At 44.3% G+C, this 17389-nt stretch carries 13 protein-coding genes and 2 tRNA genes; 12 read left to right on the top strand and 3 right to left on the bottom strand.

What is annotated here, in order from left to right:
* Positions 1-5 precede the first annotated feature (5 nt).
* Both Q0E19_RS04695 and Q0E19_RS04690 read left to right on the top strand, forming a co-directional pair.
* Complete coding sequence (locus Q0E19_RS04695; protein WP_294407877.1) at positions 6-1742, top strand: ABC transporter ATP-binding protein; 1737 nt, start codon at positions 6-8, stop codon at positions 1740-1742.
* Entirely contained in the window at positions 1742-3583 is a 1842-nt protein-coding gene (locus tag Q0E19_RS04690; RefSeq protein WP_294407876.1) for an ABC transporter ATP-binding protein, read from the top strand. Before Q0E19_RS04695 ends, Q0E19_RS04690 begins: the two co-directional genes overlap by 1 nt.
* 72 nt (positions 3584-3655) lie before the next feature.
* Here the strand turns inward: Q0E19_RS04690 and Q0E19_RS04685 are convergent, their stop codons facing one another.
* The gene (locus tag Q0E19_RS04685; protein WP_294407875.1) at positions 3656-4243 is read right to left on the bottom strand and encodes a hypothetical protein; all 588 of its coding nucleotides are present in this window, start codon (positions 4241-4243) and stop codon (positions 3656-3658) included.
* Between the two features lie 353 nt (positions 4244-4596).
* Between Q0E19_RS04685 and Q0E19_RS04680 the strand changes: the two genes are divergently transcribed.
* A complete protein-coding gene (locus Q0E19_RS04680; protein WP_294407873.1) occupies positions 4597-7005 on the top strand; it encodes a glycosyl hydrolase family 65 protein in 2409 nt (802 codons plus the stop codon).
* Positions 7006-7122: 117 nt separating this feature from the next.
* Here Q0E19_RS04680 and Q0E19_RS04675 read toward each other — a convergent pair whose 3' ends face one another.
* Entirely contained in the window at positions 7123-8046 is a 924-nt protein-coding gene (locus tag Q0E19_RS04675; protein WP_294407871.1) for a S1 RNA-binding domain-containing protein, read from the bottom strand.
* A 461-nt stretch (positions 8047-8507) separates the two neighbouring features.
* Between Q0E19_RS04675 and Q0E19_RS04670 the strand changes: the two genes are divergently transcribed.
* From Q0E19_RS04670 to Q0E19_RS04660, 3 genes are all read left to right on the top strand, one after another.
* Complete coding sequence (locus Q0E19_RS04670) at positions 8508-9347, top strand: fibronectin type III domain-containing protein (RefSeq protein ID WP_294407870.1); 840 nt, start codon at positions 8508-8510, stop codon at positions 9345-9347.
* 283 nt (positions 9348-9630) lie between these two features.
* Positions 9631-10323 (top strand): hypothetical protein, encoded by a 693-nt coding sequence (locus Q0E19_RS04665; RefSeq protein ID WP_294407868.1) that lies wholly within the window; start codon positions 9631-9633, stop codon positions 10321-10323.
* Positions 10324-10337: 14 nt separating this feature from the next.
* Complete coding sequence (locus tag Q0E19_RS04660) at positions 10338-11339, top strand: GGGtGRT protein (protein WP_294407867.1); 1002 nt, start codon at positions 10338-10340, stop codon at positions 11337-11339.
* 81 nt (positions 11340-11420) lie between these two features.
* Here the strand turns inward: Q0E19_RS04660 and Q0E19_RS04655 are convergent, their stop codons facing one another.
* Positions 11421-12191: a hypothetical protein gene (locus tag Q0E19_RS04655; protein WP_294407866.1), complete on the bottom strand. Its 771-nt coding sequence runs from the start codon at positions 12189-12191 to the stop codon at positions 11421-11423.
* Positions 12192-12493: 302 nt separating this feature from the next.
* Here Q0E19_RS04655 and Q0E19_RS04650 point away from each other — a divergent pair.
* The 6 genes from Q0E19_RS04650 to Q0E19_RS04625 all read left to right on the top strand — a co-directional run bounded on the left by Q0E19_RS04650 (position 12494) and on the right by Q0E19_RS04625 (position 17353).
* Positions 12494-12582: transfer RNA gene (locus tag Q0E19_RS04650), tRNA-Ser, on the top strand.
* Positions 12583-12631: 49 nt separating this feature from the next.
* Positions 12632-12721 (top strand) — tRNA-Ser (locus tag Q0E19_RS04645).
* An 859-nt stretch (positions 12722-13580) separates the two neighbouring features.
* The gene (locus tag Q0E19_RS04640; protein WP_294407863.1) at positions 13581-14615 is read left to right on the top strand and encodes a phospho-N-acetylmuramoyl-pentapeptide-transferase; all 1035 of its coding nucleotides are present in this window, start codon (positions 13581-13583) and stop codon (positions 14613-14615) included.
* Between the two features lie 105 nt (positions 14616-14720).
* Complete coding sequence (locus tag Q0E19_RS04635) at positions 14721-15821, top strand: lysylphosphatidylglycerol synthase transmembrane domain-containing protein (RefSeq protein WP_365904661.1); 1101 nt, start codon at positions 14721-14723, stop codon at positions 15819-15821.
* 5 nt (positions 15822-15826) lie between these two features.
* Positions 15827-16456 carry a CDP-alcohol phosphatidyltransferase family protein gene (locus tag Q0E19_RS04630; protein ID WP_294407861.1) on the top strand — a complete coding sequence of 210 codons (630 nt, stop codon included), beginning with the start codon at positions 15827-15829 and terminating at the stop codon, positions 16454-16456.
* Positions 16457-16483: 27 nt separating this feature from the next.
* On the top strand, positions 16484-17353 hold the full coding sequence (locus Q0E19_RS04625; RefSeq protein ID WP_294407860.1) for a phosphatidylserine decarboxylase: 870 nt from the start codon (positions 16484-16486) through the stop codon (positions 17351-17353).
* Positions 17354-17389 lie beyond the last annotated feature (36 nt).

Below are 17389 nucleotides of genomic sequence, written 5' to 3'. Positions count from 1 at the left end.
AATGATTGAAACTGTTAAAATACCTTAAACCCTATGCGCTCTTTGCGCTGCTTGCTCCGCTGACAATGGTGGGTGAAGTTTTGATGGATCTGCTCCAGCCTAAGCTTATGTCGCAGATAGTTGACGACGGAGTTCTGGCGCAGAATATGAGCGTTATCATACGAACAGGTGTGCTTATGATGCTGCTGCTTGTATTCGGCGGAGCGTGCGGAATCGCAGCGTCCGCATTCAGCGGTGTTGCATCGCAGAGCTTTTCAAGGGATCTGCGAGTTGACGTTTTTTCAAAGGTAATGGGACTTTCCTTTGAACAGACGGATAAATTCACCACAGGTTCGCTTGTAACAAGGCTTACTACCGATATCACAGCTATACAGCAGGTAATAGATTTCTGCCTGAGAATGCTGGTGAGGGATTCGCTGATGTTCATAGGCGGAATAATCATGATGCTTACGCTTGACGTGCATTTCGGACTTATCATAGTCTGTGCGCTGCCTATCGAAATAGCGGTAATGCTTATCGTACTGAAAAAAGCCGACCCTTATTACACTATCGTTGCGAAACGTCTTGATAATGTAAACTCAGTCGTGCAGGAAAATGTAACAGGCGCAAGAGTTGTAAAAGCATATGTCCGTGAGGACTATGAGTCGGAGCGTTTCAACAAAGCAAACTGCGATCTTATGAAATCAAATCTGAAAGTACAGAAGCTTATGGCTATACTCCAGCCTGTGCTTATGCTGGTAATGAACATTTCGGTGGTGGCTGTTATCATCATCGGCGGTTTTCAGGCTCAGGCGCAGGAAATGAAGATCGGCGAGATAATGGCTGCTATTACATATCTCACAAGAATACTTCAGGGCGTAATGATGATGTCGATGATGTTCCAGACCGTGTCGAGAGCAATGGCGTCTGTAAGAAGAATAAACGAAGTCCTTGAAACCGAGCCTGCCGTAAAGGACGGAACTGTCAGCCTTGACAACGGCACAAAGGGTACAAAGGGTACGGTAACATTCAGAAATGTATCTTTCAGCTATCCCGATACAAAGGGCAGACCTGTTATAAGCGGGTTTGATCTTGATATCAGAAAGGGCGAGAACATAGCTATCCTCGGTGCAACAGGTTCTGGAAAGACCTCGCTTGTAAATCTGATACCAAGATTTTATGACTGTACAGAGGGCGAAGTCCTTGTTGACGGAGTGAACGTAAAGGATCTTAACACTCATGAACTGAGAGATAAGATAGGCATAGTCCTCCAGAAGAGCGAGCTGTTTTCGGGTACTGCCGCAGACAATATAAAGTGGGGCGATGAAAGCGCATCAGCCGACGAGGTGAAAGCCGCCGCAGAGATCGCACAGGCGGACGAGTTCATCTCAAAAATGCCCGACGCTTATGACAGCGTGATAGCTGAAAAGGGTGCGTCGCTTTCTGGCGGTCAGAAGCAAAGACTTTCCATATCTAGAGCGGTGCTTAAAAAGCCTGAGATAATCATTTTTGACGACTCAACTTCTGCACTCGACTTAGGCACAGAAGCAAAGCTGCAGAAACAGCTCCATGAATCCCTTGCAGGAACGACATTTATAACCATTGCACAGCGTATAGCCAGCGTAAAGAACTGTGACAGGATAGCCGTGCTGGATCATGGAAAGCTTGTCGGCTGCGACAGTCATGAAAAATTACTTGAAAGCTGCGAAGTCTATAAGGATATCTACAATTCGCAGGTAAAAACCACAGGAGGTGAAGCGTAATGCCCCCAATGCCACCAATGGGTCCGGGAGGACCGAAAAAAGGACCGGGCGGTCCGCACGGAGCGATATTGACAGCTGAAAAGCCAAAGGACGCAAAGGCAACGCTCAAAAAGCTTATAGCTTATATCGGAAAGAACAAGTATCTGTTTTTCGGACTGATAGGCGTTATGCTTATCATAACCGTTCTCGGACTTGCCGCTCCGTCACTTCAGCAGAAAGCGCTGGACTTTATAAAAATAGATAAAAACGGTGCAGAGGTCGATTTTGCAGGTATGGGAAAGACACTTGTCATACTTGGCATAGTGTATGCAGCGTCATCTGTTTTCACCTATATGCAGGCGCTGTTCTCCGCAAAGCTTTCACAGTTCACAGTAAAGACCATGCGTCACGACCTCTTTGAAAACCTTGTCCGCCTGCCGATAAAGTATCTCGATACTCACCGCCACGGCGATATAATGAGCCGAATGACAAATGACGTGGAAAATATCTCTACAACTATTTCACAGTCTATCGGTTCGCTCATATCGGGTGTGCTTACCATAATCGGTTCGCTGATAATAATGATGATATACTCGCCGCTGCTTACGCTCATATCATTGTCAACTATTTTCCTGACTATTGCGGTTTCGGGATTTCTGACAAAGTATATGAAAAAGTATTTTGTAAAGCAGCAGATACTTTTAGGTCAGCTCAACGGTCATGTTGAGGAAATGGTAGTCGGCTATAAAACTGTTGTGGCATACAACAAGGAGCAGGATTCTATCGACCGATTCAGAGGAATGTCCGACGAGTTAAAGACCTGTGCTATAAAAGCGCAGATATTCGGCGGAGTAATGGGACCATGCATGAACGTAATATCCAACCTCGGCTTTATCCTTATTGCCGCATTCGGCGGCTGGCTCGCTATAAAGGGTTCTATCACCATTGGTACTATTCAGGCATTCATACTGTATTCAAAGCAGTTCTCACGTCCTATCAACGAAATCGCCAACCAGTATGCGAACATTCAGACTGCCATAGCAGGTGCAGAGCGTATCTTTGACGTTATGGAGGCTGACAGGGAAGAGGATAACGGCAAGGCTGATTTTGAAACGCAGAACGTTCGTGGAGATATAAATTTCAGCAGCATAAATTTCAGCTATGTTCCAGAAAAGCCGGTGCTTAAAGGACTTGACCTTGACGTTAAGGCAGGACAGAAAATAGCCATAGTCGGCGCAACGGGTTCGGGAAAGACCACTATCGTAAATCTTCTCACAAGATTTTATAATATAGATTCGGGTGAGATAACCATAGACGGCGAAAGCATTTACGATATACCGAAAGACAAGCTGAGAAAAGCTATCGCAATAGTTTTGCAGGACACAGTCCTTTTCTCCGACAGCATAGAGGAAAATATCCGCTACGGCAGGGAGGACGCAACTCGTGAAGAGATAAAGAATGCCGCAGCCTTTGCAAATGCGGACGAGTTTATTGAACGTCTGCCGGACGGCTATGATACACAGCTTTCCGAGGGCGGTTCAAACCTTTCGCAGGGACAAAGACAGCTGCTCTCCATAGCAAGAGCGGTGCTTGCCGACCCGAAGATACTTATTCTTGACGAGGCTACTTCAAGCGTTGATACAAGAACGGAAATGCATATCCAGTCGGCAATGGTAGCGCTGATGAAAAACCGCACCAGCCTTATCATAGCGCACAGACTTTCCACTATCAGAGATGCAGACAAGATCGTGGTCATAGATGACGGCAGGGTAGCCGAAGCAGGAAACCACGAAGAACTGCTTGCGCGAAAGGGCTGCTACTATAAGCTTTATCAGACGCAGTTCGCAGGCGTAAAGACCTGATAAAATATAGTTAAATACAGCAATACAGAAAAAAACTCCGCCGAAGGTATCGACCAACGGCGGAGTGATTTTTTATTCAGCAGGTTCGAGCGTTTCGCCTGTTATGATAGTGTAGATATCAGATAGATCTTCCTCGGGGATAAAATAATTTTCAAGCCTGTATGAGAAGTTGAAGTATGCATTTGTACCCTTTATCGACTCAGCCTGTTCATCGGTATACTGACGGTATGTAAGGTCAATGGTGAAATAATTTTCGTCATTTCTTGTTTCGTCGGTGCTTACCGCATACCAGTCAGTTGAGTTTGAGTAGTCGGAAGTGTCCTCAGGCTCTTCAAGAGTGTATTCATCAAGCTTTGCAGAAATGTTTTCAAACCATTCGTCTATCTTTCCGACAGTATCCTCATCGGATATTACCCACTTCTTTGAATCGTCAGCAGGATCACTCGGACCGTGCTGGATATAGTAGACTTTTTCATTTTTCTCTGTATCAGTAGCGGATATATCGGTTTTGCTTTCAGCCGCTTCTGTTGCTGCTGTGGTGGTCGTTTCGGTCTTTGAAGATGTGTTTTCTGCCTGCGACTGTGTGCCGTTTTCCGCACAGGCTGAGAGAAGTACGGCTGAGGCGCATATAGCCAGCATAATGTTTCCTGCATTTTTCATAGTATCAGCTCCTTATCTTTTTGTAGTTATAATTTTCCTGTTAAAACAAGTATAGCATATACTGTAAAATTTGTCTATTGACCGATATGACGGAACTTGAAATGCTGTTTTGTACATTTTTTACATAAAACGCAGTTAATATCTAAAACGTTTTAGTTTCAAAATTCAATAATCACGAAAAAGTTTTTTCGGAAAATTGAAAAATTTCGCCTGTACCCCCTTGTAAAATTATTTGTTGTATGCTATTATTAATATAATCGTTATGAAAGTAATGAGAAAAATAATTGGGAACGTTTACAGACTTTTGGGCTGAAAACTACCCTAAACTATATTAAAAAGGAGCGTAATATAATATGCAGTATGGTTATTTTGACCTGAAAAACAAAGAATATGTTATTACCAGACCGGACACCCCAGCACCTTGGGCTAACTACCTCGGATCACCTGAGTACGGCGCTATCGTTTCAAACAACGGCGGCGGATACAGCTTCGTTAAGAGCGGCGCTAACGGACGTATCGCAAGATATCGTTTCAACTCAAATATCGGACTCCCGGGCAGATATGTTTATATCCGTGACAACGATACAAAGGATTACTGGTCATGTACATGGCAGCCTGTCGGCAAGCCTCTGGATCAGTATAAGACAGAGTGCCGCCACGGTACAGCTTATACAACTATCACTTCCGAGTATGCTGAAGTAAAGACAGAGCTTACATATTATGTACCGCTCAACAAGACATATGAAGTATGGAGAGTTAAGGTAACAAATAACTCTGACAGATACAGAAACCTTTCTTCTTTCGGTTTCATCGAGTTCACTAACGAGAACAACTATGAGCAGGATCAGGTAAACCTTCAGTACACACTGTTCATCACAAGAACTTCATTTGAAGGCAACAAGATCGTTCAGCACATCAACGAGAACAGCGGCAAGGACGCTAACGGCTCTAACTGGAGAGAAAGATTCTTCGGCTGCGTAGGCGCTCCTGTTTCAGCTTACAACGGAAACCTCGACAGCTTTATCGGACCTTACAGAGATTACGGCAACCCGATCGCTGTTGAAAGAGGATTCTGCGACAACAAGTGCAACTACAACTCAAATGCCTGCGGCGCTCTCCAGTCTGAGATCATGCTCGCTCCGGGCGAAACAAAGGAACTTATCTATATCCTCGGTCAGAAGAACCCTACTGTTGCTGATGAGATACTCGCTGAGTACGATGCAGCAGGCAAGGTAGACGCTGAGATCAAGGAGCTTGTTGATTACTGGCATGGTCAGCTCAACAACTTCCAGGTAGAAACTCCTTCTGATGAGTTCAATAACATGGTAGACGTATGGAACGCTTATCAGTGCTTCATTACTTTCATCTGGTCAAGAGCTGCTTCATTCATCTACTGCGGTCTGAGAAACGGCTACGGTTACAGAGATACTGTTCAGGATATTCAGGGTATCATCCACATCAATCCTGAGCTTGCAAGAGAGAAGATCGAGTTCATGCTCTCTGCACAGGTAGACAACGGCGGCGGACTCCCACTCGTTAAGTTCGACCACAACGCAGGTCACGAGAACTGCCCTGACGAGAACGATGAGAACTCTGTTTACGCTAAGGAAACAGGTCACCCATGTTACAGAGCAGACGACGCTCTCTGGCTCTTCCCGACTATCGTTAAGTACATCGGCGAAAGCGGCAACAAGGAATTCCTCGATAAGGTCATCGTTTACGCTAACAACGGTGAGGATACTGTTTACGATCACCTCAAGAACGCTATCAGATTCTCAATGGAAAGACTTGGCGCACACGCAATGCCTGCCGGTCTTCACGCTGACTGGAACGACTGCCTGAGAATGGGCAAGAAGGGCGAGTCAACATTCGTTGCATTCCAGCTTTACTACGCTATGAGCGTTATCAAGGGCTATGCTCAGGAAAGAAATGACACTGAGTATGTTGCATACATCGAAAAGGTACAGGCAGAGCTTGGCAAGAGCCTTGCTGACTGCTGGGACGATGACAGATTTATCAGAGGTATCCGTGAGGACGGCGTTGTAGTAGGCGCAAAGAACGATCCTGAGGCTTCTATGTGGCTCAACCCACAGTCATGGTCTGTAATTTCAGGCTTTGCTTCAAAGGAGCAGGCTGAAACAGCTATGGAGAGCGTTCACGAGATCCTTAACACACCTTACGGTGTTAAGATCATGGAGCCTCCTTATGTAGATCACTACTTTGACGGTGCGCTCATGCACATCTTCAACCCTGATACAAAGGAAAACGGCGGTATCTTCTCACAGACACAGGGCTGGGCTATCCTTGCTGAATCACTTCTCGGTCACGGCGACAGAGCTTTCGAGTACTTCCTTGAATCAGCTCCTGCAAGCATGAACGATAAGGCAGAAGTAAGAATCCTTGAGCCATACGTTCATGGTCAGTTCACTGAGTCAACACGTTCACCATACGCCGGACGTTCACACGTTCATTGGCTCACAGGTACAGGTTCAACTGTAATGGTAGGCTGCGTAGAGGGTATCTGCGGTATGCGTCCAAACGCTGACGGTCTTGTTATCAGCCCATCTATCCCTCACGAGTGGGACGGTTTTAAGATCGAAAAGAACTTCAGAGGCAAGCACCTTTCTATCGACATTCAGAACCCAGACCACGTTCAGAGCGGCGTTAAGTCAATGACTGTAAACGGCGAGGCTGTTGACGGCAATTTTGTATGCGAGTGCAAGATGACAGCGCAGACAAACATTGTTGTTGTAATGGGATAATTTATTCTGTAATATAAGAAAAAGGCGGATCGTAATGGTCCGCCTTTTTTGCTGCGAGTACAATAAAACGGACTGCTGTTCAGCTGCGGCAGTCCGTTTTGCGTACAAAAATATGTACTACACGAATTCTGAAATAATGCTTTTGTCGCTTTGCTCGGTGGAATATACCCACTTTTCTATCCTGCCCGAATTGATGAAATAATTGATCTTTGAGGGGAAACAGCCGTTTTCAAAAACATCTACTATTATAAGCTTGACTTTCATTTTTTCGGGGATAAGCGCCTTTATGTATACGCTTGCAGCCTGCCCCACACGGACGTTTTCTCTCGGCTCGGCAAGTCCTGCAAGATTGGGCGCAAGCTCTATGAATATACCGTAAGGCTCGACCGAGCGCACAACTCCGCCTACGGTTTCGCCTGCTGAGAACATGGCGGCATTCTCTTTCCATGTGCCGAGAAGTTCTTTGTGCGAAAGGCATATCCTGTTGTCGTCAGCACTTTTTACTACTGCGTAAATATCCTGCCCGTTGAAAAAACGATCGTTGGGGTGAGATATCCTTGAAACCGAAATTGCGTCTATGGGTATAAGGGAGGGGATACCGCAGCCGATGTCAACAAAACAGCCGAAAGGCTCTAAATGCGTGACTTTCGCAGGGATAATATCTCCGCTGGTAAGCTTTGAAACGTGATTTCGCATACATTCTTCCTGCGCCTGCCTGCGTGAAAGTATGCATTCCGTTTCTCCGGAAGATGTGTGGTTTATCTTCATGACTTTAAAACATACGGTCTTGTTCACCCTCGACAGAAGAGCAATGTCACGGGTCGAACCGTCATCAATGCCTATCGCCCCCTCGCAGCGTGGAATGATGCCCCGCCCGAAAGGCAGCTCAACTATCAGATTGTGTTCAGCGTCGCAGAGTACGGCGTGTCCCTCAAGAATAAGCCCGTGGAGCTGTGCCTCCAGCATATTTTTTTCGCTTTGAAGATAGTACCTGTTTTCGGCTGAATTAAAAATTTTTCCCTCTGGCAGATATCTGGTCATGGTTTATGATCTTCCTTTCCGAATTTTATTTTTTCTTTTTATGATTTTTGTTACTTTTCTCTGTAATTTGTTTCGGCTCTCTATCCGACTTGTACGTTAAATTCTTATGCAAAAGGCTGTTTTTTTATGACTATTGTACGTTTGTTTCTGTTTTATTTGTGCAAAATGCCTTAATTTATTTTGCTGTGCTTGACAAAATCGATTAAGTGTGTTACAATAACGTAGTAATTTGTTACCGACTTGTAATAATTAAAATGCAAACCTAGCTTTTGCGGTTACAAAATGGTACAGTTTAGACACGAAGGAACGACACAGTAAAATAATCTTAAAGCCTATGCGTTCACTGCGCTGCGGCAAAATCAACGAAAGGGTGTGAAACGGCAGGTTCGGTCGGAAAAATATCAGATCGGATCGTGTCAGATCTAATGAGTTATTCACAGAATACAACAGGTATCAGTACATTGAAAAGAACGCTTATGCTTATAATGGCAATGGTAGTGCTTACAGTTATGTCAGGCATTTCTGAAATGGGAGCAAGCGCTGCAGCATATGCAGTTCCGTCATTCGTTGCGGAAAAGACATATGAAAGCACAGCTAACCACCCATACAATAAGCAGACTAATACTCTTATTGTAAACTGGAAAAAGACATCAGGCGCTAAGAGCTATGAGCTTTACATCAAGGGCGGTCAGTATAAGAACTGGAAAAAGTGTGCTTCAACAACTGCCGCAAGCGCAACTGTAAAGAATCTTAAGAGAACAACAGAGTATTCTTTCAGAGTAAGAGCAGTTTATGCAGGCAACAAGTATTCTGCATATTCCTCAGTTCAGAAACTCAAGACTGCAAGAATGAACTACGATAAGGGCGGCTGGGAAGCTATGTGCCGTATCGTTTATCACGAGGTAGGTCAGATAAACAGCGATATCTGGGATAAGCCTATCGTTTACGTTGCAGACTGCGTTGCAAACCGTTACGTTGCCGCAAAGTATTCAAAAAATTCACTCTGGGCGCCATATTACAGAAACTATTCAAATATCCAGTCTGTTATCTATAACAGCGGCGGATTTATGTCAAGTGCAGGTCTTACAAGAGATGGTGCAACATATTCAAGAGTTCCTAAGAAGGTAAAGCTTGCAGTATGGGGCGCAGTTTACGGAAAGACAACATACAAGAACATCAAGAACGACTATAACGTTTATTACTGGTGCAACAGAAGCTACTATACAAACAGCAGCAAGATCGCATATACTTTCAAAATTCCGTGGGGTTATTTCAACGTTTGGAGATCCTACTGGGGATAAAGCTTATAATCATATTTGTTATAGAATTATGATAAGGTGAATAAGGGATCGGAGAGTGCAGAGCCGTATGCTCAGGCATTTTCCGATCCCTTATTTCTTGTGAAGTCCCATAAACAACGGCAATAGTCGGAAATCAAATTTGATTAAATATGTAAAATATATTAAAATACTGCGAAATGACTTGAAAAAAAGCGGAATATGGTTTATAATATATTTGTATGTAAATGCATTGATGTGTATGTTACAAACTATACTATATTACTTGAGAGGAGTTATGTAAATAATGGTTTATTCTCACGAAGTTGAAACAATGTGCCCTATCGCACAGGGCGTTGCTCACGGCGCTGCTCCTATCCCGGAGGAAGCTAAATGGGTGAAGGCTAAGGAAATCAAGGATATCTCAGGCTTTACACACGGTATCGGCTGGTGTGCACCTCAGCAGGGTACATGCAAGCTTACACTTAACGTAAAGGAAGGCGTAATTCAGGAGGCTCTGGTAGAAACTATCGGATGTTCCGGTATGACACATTCAGCAGCTATGGCAGCTGAGATCCTCCCTGGAAGAACTATTCTTGAAGCTCTTAACACTGACCTCGTGTGTGACGCTATCAACACAGCAATGAGAGAGCTTTTCCTCCAGATCGTTTACGGACGTTCACAGAGTGCTTTTTCTGAGGGCGGTCTTGTAGTAGGCGCTGGTCTTGAGGACCTCGGTAAGGGACTCCGTTCACAGGTCGGTACTATGTACGGTACTCTTGCAAAGGGACCACGTTACCTGGAAATGACAGACGGTTATGTTACAGGTATTGCTCTTAATGAAGACAATGAGATCATCGGCTATAAGTTTGTAAACTTCGGCAAGATGATGGACTTCATCAAGGCAGGCGACGACGCTAACACAGCATTTGAAAAGGCTCAGGGCCAGTACGGCAGAGTAGCTGACGCTGTTAAGATCGTTGACCCAAGAAAAGAATAAGGAGGATTAGTACGATGGCTTTATTTGAATCATATGAGAGAAGAGAAAAGCAGATTCTCGATGTTCTTGCTAAGTACGATATCAAGACGATCGAGGAATGCGCTGATGTATGTAAGGCTAAGGGTCTTGACATTTACAAGCTCGTTGAAGGCATTCAGCCTATCTGCTTCGAGAACGCTAAGTGGGCTTACACAGTAGGCTGCGCTATCGCAATCAAGAAGGGCTGCACAAGAGCTGCTGACGCTGCTGCTGCTATCGGTGAGGGCCTTCAGGCTTTCTGTATCCCTGGATCAGTAGCTGACCAGAGAAAGGTTGGTCTTGGTCACGGTAACCTCGGCAAGATGCTTCTTGAAGAGGAAACAGAGTGTTTCGCATTCCTGGCAGGTCACGAGTCATTCGCTGCTGCTGAGGGCGCTATCGGTATTGCTGAAAAGGCAAACAAGGTAAGAAAGAAGCCTCTGAGAGTTATCCTTAACGGTCTTGGCAAGGACGCTGCTCAGATCATCGCAAGAATCAACGGCTTTACATATGTTGAAACAGAGATGGATTACTACACAGGTGAGGTTAAGGAAGTATTCCGTAAGGCATACTCAGAAGGCCTCAGAGCAAAGGTAAACTGCTACGGCGCTAACGACGTAACAGAAGGCGTTGCTATCATGTGGAAGGAAAATGTTGACGTTTCTATCACAGGTAACTCAACAAACCCAACAAGATTCCAGCACCCTGTTGCAGGTACATATAAGAAGGAAAGAATCGATGCTGGCAAGAAGTACTTCTCAGTAGCTTCAGGCGGCGGTACAGGACGTACACTCCACCCAGATAACATGGCTGCCGGTCCTGCTTCTTACGGTATGACAGATACAATGGGAAGAATGCACAGCGACGCTCAGTTTGCCGGTTCTTCATCAGTTCCTGCACACGTAGAGATGATGGGTCTTATCGGCATGGGCAACAACCCAATGGTTGGTGCAACAGTTGCTTGCGCAGTTGCTGTTGAAGAGGCTATGAAGGCTTAATTTAACATAAACTGTTATTAGACAAAAATATATCCCGATTTTACGTTTCACTTTGTAAAATCGGGATATTTGTTTTATATTTCAGACTTCAAGACCATACCAGTTCGGCTTGTCAAATTTGCTCGCCGATTGATTGAAATGACCAATGTCCTCTACCTCCAATGACAGCATGAGGTCAACATCATCGGCTACGAGGAGCGTGTAAGCATTGTTGTTGAAACTTGCGGTGATATATTCTGAATTTATCAGCGGCGATCCTGTCGCTCTGTATGTTTCAAGGCTCATATTAAGACTGTCGTATATCTCATAGATTATATCATCATTCAGATTTTCTATGTCCATGACCGCACCGGCATAAAGCATCTTTTTGATATTGCTCCTGTCAATGGCTGCTATCTCAGAGTCGGATTTGAACTGTGTGTAAGTTTCGTCAGTATAAAATTCGCTCAGACAAGCCAGCATATCGTTGTATTTCAATGATGTGCGGTATATCTTGTTGTCATCTGACGGATAGAAAGTGCATAACATTTCTGTTGAAGTATCATCAATAGTTATTGTGCAGACGGCAGTGATAGTTCCTGAAATACCGTCTTTAACGTTTTCTTCGTCAAAATCAAAAGCGTCCAGCTTTTCTTTGGCGGCATTAAGCTTGCTAAGAACTTCTGTCTTAAAGGGATCTTGCTCCTGCTGAGGGATTTCTTCATCGTCCTCTGAGCTGTCTGCTATGGTGGTTTCGGGCGCTGAATAAGATGTTGTGACCTTGCTTGATACTGTGTCATTTTCGCTGCCGCAGGAAGTCATAGTGCAGATCGAAATTATTACCGAGAGTATCAAAGCTGAAATTTTTTTCATATGTATTCCTCCTGTAAAATTGATATCTGTATATGTTGATTATATCACAGCAGGTTATTTTTGTCATACGCTGACAGCGTAATTTTTTTATTTAATAAACACAGGTGAAAACAGGGGAGCGTAAGGATAAAAAGCAAAAAATATCCGCACCATTTCCCGAAATTTCGGTGTTTGAACAGCATAGGAAAATTTTTTTGAAAAAATCTCGAAAAACGCTTGACAAATGAATAAAAATGTGCTAAAATAATTAAGTCGTCAGGTGAGAAACACAAACGACAGAAAATAAAACAGATATAAATATTGGACAGGTGTCCGAGTGGTTTAAGGAGCCGGTCTTGAAAACCGGTGATACGGCAACGTACCGTGGGTTCGAATCCCACCCTGTCCGCCAATATTTTTCTTGCGGATTTGATTCCGCAATTTTTATATCTCATACTTTTGCGGATTTACCCAAGTGGTGAAGGGGCTCCCCTGCTAAGGGAGTAGGTCTCGAAAGGGGCGCGAGAGTTCAAATCTCTCAATCCGCGCCAAATCTCAGGCAGATGAGGCAATATCCGATATCAGTAATGGTATCGGATATTTTTTTATGTCTGCATGATTTAGGTGTGGCTGTGGAGTTGCTGATGTGTTCGGGTCAATAGAGAATTTTAAATAAAAGCACCGCACCGCCGACAGCGAGCTTGCGAGTGTCCTGAACCGAGCCGTCCGCCCGAGGACAGCGCAAGGGGCAAGCCCTTGCGGGGAAGTTTGTGCGTAAGGCGAGTAAGGGGCAGCCCTCTATCGCAGGGCTTGATCGACTGCTTTGCTTTGTGCGTTTGATAGTTTGTGATTGCTTTTTTTCTTTGTTCGGTGTTTATGATTTGTGTGCAGGAATTGAAAAGTGAGATAAGAGTTTAATGAAGTCGGAGTTGGTGTGAACTGGCGACCACAGGTCGCCCCTACGGAAACGTTGAGAAAAATCATTATTAGACCGCATCAAACCGAAAAGAGCTAAAACAAGACCTCATCAAAGTGGGTTTAAGTAAAAGTCATATCTCGGTTTCTTCCGAGCACAAAATAAAAAGTTCCCACAACAGACAGCGAGCTTGCCGAGCGTCCCGAACTGAGCCGTCCGCCCGAGGACCAGACAGCGAGCTTGCGAGTGTCCCGAATTACCCCGACCGGTGAGGTCGCCCGTCCGGCGAGGACTTTCAGTAAAAGACATATCTCGGTTTCTTCCGAGCACAAAGTAAAAGACCACACATCAGACAGCGAGCTTGTCGAGCGTCCCGAATAGAGCCATCCGCCCGAGGATTTTTGTGCAATTTGACATATAGATTAATTTGCATTTTAAATGATTATGTTGTATAATATAATAGTATATTTAAAAATCAGTAAAGGAAGATGAAGATGGTTTATAAGTGGTTGTGTGAACGTGAGTTGTCTGAAAAGTATTCGGACTTCGCTAACGGCTCGTATGTACTCGGCTTGTCAAAGAGCTATGCGCTGTTTCTGCTGCTGATGATTTTCTGCTCGTTCGCTCTTACATTTCTGGTGCTGAAACACCTTAAAGGTATCCTCCCTAAAGATCAGGGCAGACAGTTTGCTGTCAACGGTGCGCTTTCCGAGGGTAAGCCAAGAGGCTGCGGATTGCTGTTTATGACAACTTTTACCCTGTGTGCGGCTCTGTTTATCCCGCTGGAGATCGAAAGCGTTATATATCTTGCCTGTATCTACGGCGCTATGCTCACAGGCTATTTCGATGACGCTGCCGAAAAACCATGGGGCAATGTGAAAAAAGGTCTTTGCGACCTCGTGATATCCCTTGCGGTGGCTTTCACTTACTATCATTATAACGGCTCGGATATCCGTATCCTGCTGTTCGGCGTTGAAAGCGTCCATATCCCTGCGGCTCTGTTTATTATCCTCGCAGGCGTGCTTGTGTGGACTGCTATCAATGTTACTAACTGCTCTGACGGCGTTGACGGACTTTGCAGCTCCCTTGTAATGGCTGTGCTTGCGGTCATGCTCCTTATGACAGGCTTTGCAAAAAGCGTTTTCGGCGCAATGTCACCTTATATTATGTTTGCCACACTGGCAGCATACCTCTGGTTCAACTGCTCGCCAAGCAAAATGCTTATGGGTGACGCCGGTTCAAGAGCGCTCGGAGTGTTCCTTGCAATACTCTTCCTCAATTCAGCCGCACCGCTCAGCTTTATCCCTATGTGCATCGTTATTATAATCGATGGCGGTCTTGGACTTCTCAAGCTTTCTTTCAGACGTTTCCTCGGTATGAAGAAATTTATGGATAATATCCGTACACCTATCCACGACCACGAAAGAAAGAATAAAGGCTGGTCTGATACACAGGTGGTAACAAGATTTACTATTATCCAGCTTGTTGTGAACCTCTGCTATATGGCAGCCGTTTCTTGGATAGTTTAAGCTTGTTCAGAATTGACAGCGGCAAAAAATACAAATAAAAAGAAAAATATAAAATAAAAACGCTGTCGGAAAAATTCCGCACAATGCGGATTGGAGTGACAAAACATTAAAAATATAAAGAAAAATCTGAAATATCTGCTGAATTTCCTGTTTATCGCAGTAATATTCTGGCTGACTTTCAGACTGCTGTTTTCGGGACAGGAATTTTCTGAGATCCTGTCAGACCTGCATATGGCTGACGTTCGTTGGCTTGGTGCAGGACTTGTCCTTGCGTTTATGTTTGTCGCAGGCGAATCTGCGATCATACACTATATGCTGAGGATACTAGGGCAGAAAACTTACTTTCTCAGATGTCTGAAATATTCCTTTATAGGCTTCTTTTTCAGCTATATAACACCATCTTCTTCGGGCGGACAGCCTGCACAGATGTACTATATGAAAAAGGACGGCATAAAGATCGGCTTTTCTACGCTGATAATGCTGCTCATAACCATTGCGTATAAGGCTGTGCTTGTTCTGCTGGGACTGGGTTTCCTCATATTCAATTACGGTTTCGTAAAGGATAATGTTGGAAGGCTAGGCTGGCTGCTCATATTGGGATTTATTCTTAATATCCTGTTTATCGCAGCCCTTGCGTTTATCTTCTTTAAACCGCTGTGGGCGAGAAAAGCAGGTATAAAAATAGTGAATCTCCTTACAGGCTGGAGGATAGTCAAGCCTAAAAACAATGAAAAATATGTTTCAAAGATAATGCGTATCTGCGATACATATATAATGGGTTCGGAATATATAAAGGAAAATATACATACCATAGTGAATATTTTCCTTATAACCATAGTGCAGCGATTGTCGCTTATCGCAGTTACATGGGTGGTTTATAAAGCCTATGGACTGAGCGGACACAGCCTGCTGGAGATACTTGCTCTCCAGACTATGATAAATGTGGCGGTGGATATGCTGCCGCTGCCTGGCGCAGCAGGAGTTACCGAGGGCAGCTTTATGGTGATGTTCGGAAACATCTTCGGCGACGATCTGGTAAAGCCTGCACTTCTGCTCAGCAGAGGCATAAGCTTTTATGCTGTGCTTATCGCAGGTGCGATAGTGACGCTTGCAGCGCATATTATCGTCCTCAGAAATGATAAGAAATTCGCCGATGCGAATGGATCAAATGAAGAAAACAATAAGGTTATCAATGAAAAGGAATGAGCCAAATGATAGGATTTTATAATTATTCTGTTATACTTACATATATCGGACTTGCATCATCGGTGTTCGGTATCACACAGGTCTTTGAACATCACGAGTCGGTAGCGTTTCTCTGCCTTCTCCTTTCGGGAATATGCGACCTCTTTGACGGAAAGATCGCAAGAAGTATGAAAAACCGCACCGAGCATGAAAAAGTTTTCGGCATACAGATAGATTCGCTCTGCGATCTGGTGTGCTTCGGCGTTTTCCCTGCGGTCATAGGCTATCAGTATCCGTCAGTCTATCCGCTGAGAGTAGTATCAGCCATAATGATAGTGCTTTGCGCTGTAATAAGACTTGGCTACTTTAACGTTATGGAAGAGGAAAGACAGCGTGAAACCACCGAGAACCGAAAGGAATATCAGGGATTGCCTGTTACAACGGTAGCGATCATTCTTCCGCTGCTGTATCTGGGCAAGCATAATATACCTGTAAATGTGTTCCCATATGTTTTCCAGTCCTTTATGATACTTATTTCTATCCTTTTCATACTGAGGATAAATGTAAAGAAGCTTTCAATGAAGGGCGTACTGATCCTTTTCACAATGGGTGTGCTTATTTTCCTCGGCTATCTTAAAGTCAATCATATTATATAGATCTATATAAGAAAAGAGGGCGGTCATATGAAATATCGTGACAGAATGGACGGAGAGTACAGCGTTACAACAGCGCAGGATAAATTTCTTGCGGACGCTTACGGTTCGTCAGCAGGCAGAGCGCTTATGAAATTCCTATCCCTGCCTGTTTTTTCAAAGTGTGCAAGACATATACTTAACAGCAGGATCTCAGCAGGGTTCAGCGTGGATTTTGCAGAGAAGAACAATATTGATCTTTTTGATTACGAACAGTGCAATTACCGATCGTTCAATGACTTTTTCACAAGAAAGATCAAGCCCGGCAGAAGATTTGTGACCAAGGACGATACCATGCTCATATCTCCTGCTGACGGAAAGATATCGGCTTACAGCATTACAAATTCAAACATATTTGTAATAAAAAACTCGGTTTACAGTGTGGAGAGCCTGCTCAGGGATAAAAAGCTTGCCGCTAAATATATGGGCGGTACGGCTTTGATAATCAGACTTTCGGTGGACGACTATCATAGATACTGCTATCCTGCAAACGGCGTGAAGAGCCATGACCGCTTTATCAGCGGTTTTCTGCATACCGTAAACCCTGTTGTGAACAGATATATACCTGTATATAAGGAAAATTCAAGAAGCTACTGTATGCTCAGAACTGACAATTTCGGGGATATCATTCAAATGGAGGTCGGCGCACTTATGGTGGGCAAGATCTCGAATAACTATCCTTTCGGTCCTCATAAGGTAAAAAGAGGTGAGGAAAAGGGATTTTTTGAATTCGGCGGTTCTACTATCGTGCTGCTCCTTGAAAAGGATAAGGTCAGAGTATGCTCTGATCTGCTGAAAAATACAGCCGAGGGTTATGAAACTAAGGTAAAGCAGGGCGAGATGATCGGCGAGAGCATATAGAACAGCGTATCCTGCAGGAAATTTTATTATCGGGAG

The organism is uncultured Ruminococcus sp. (assembly GCF_934476685.1).
Lineage (GTDB): Bacteria > Bacillota > Clostridia > Oscillospirales > Ruminococcaceae > Hominimerdicola.
This window is presented reverse-complemented; position numbering and strand designations above follow the sequence as displayed.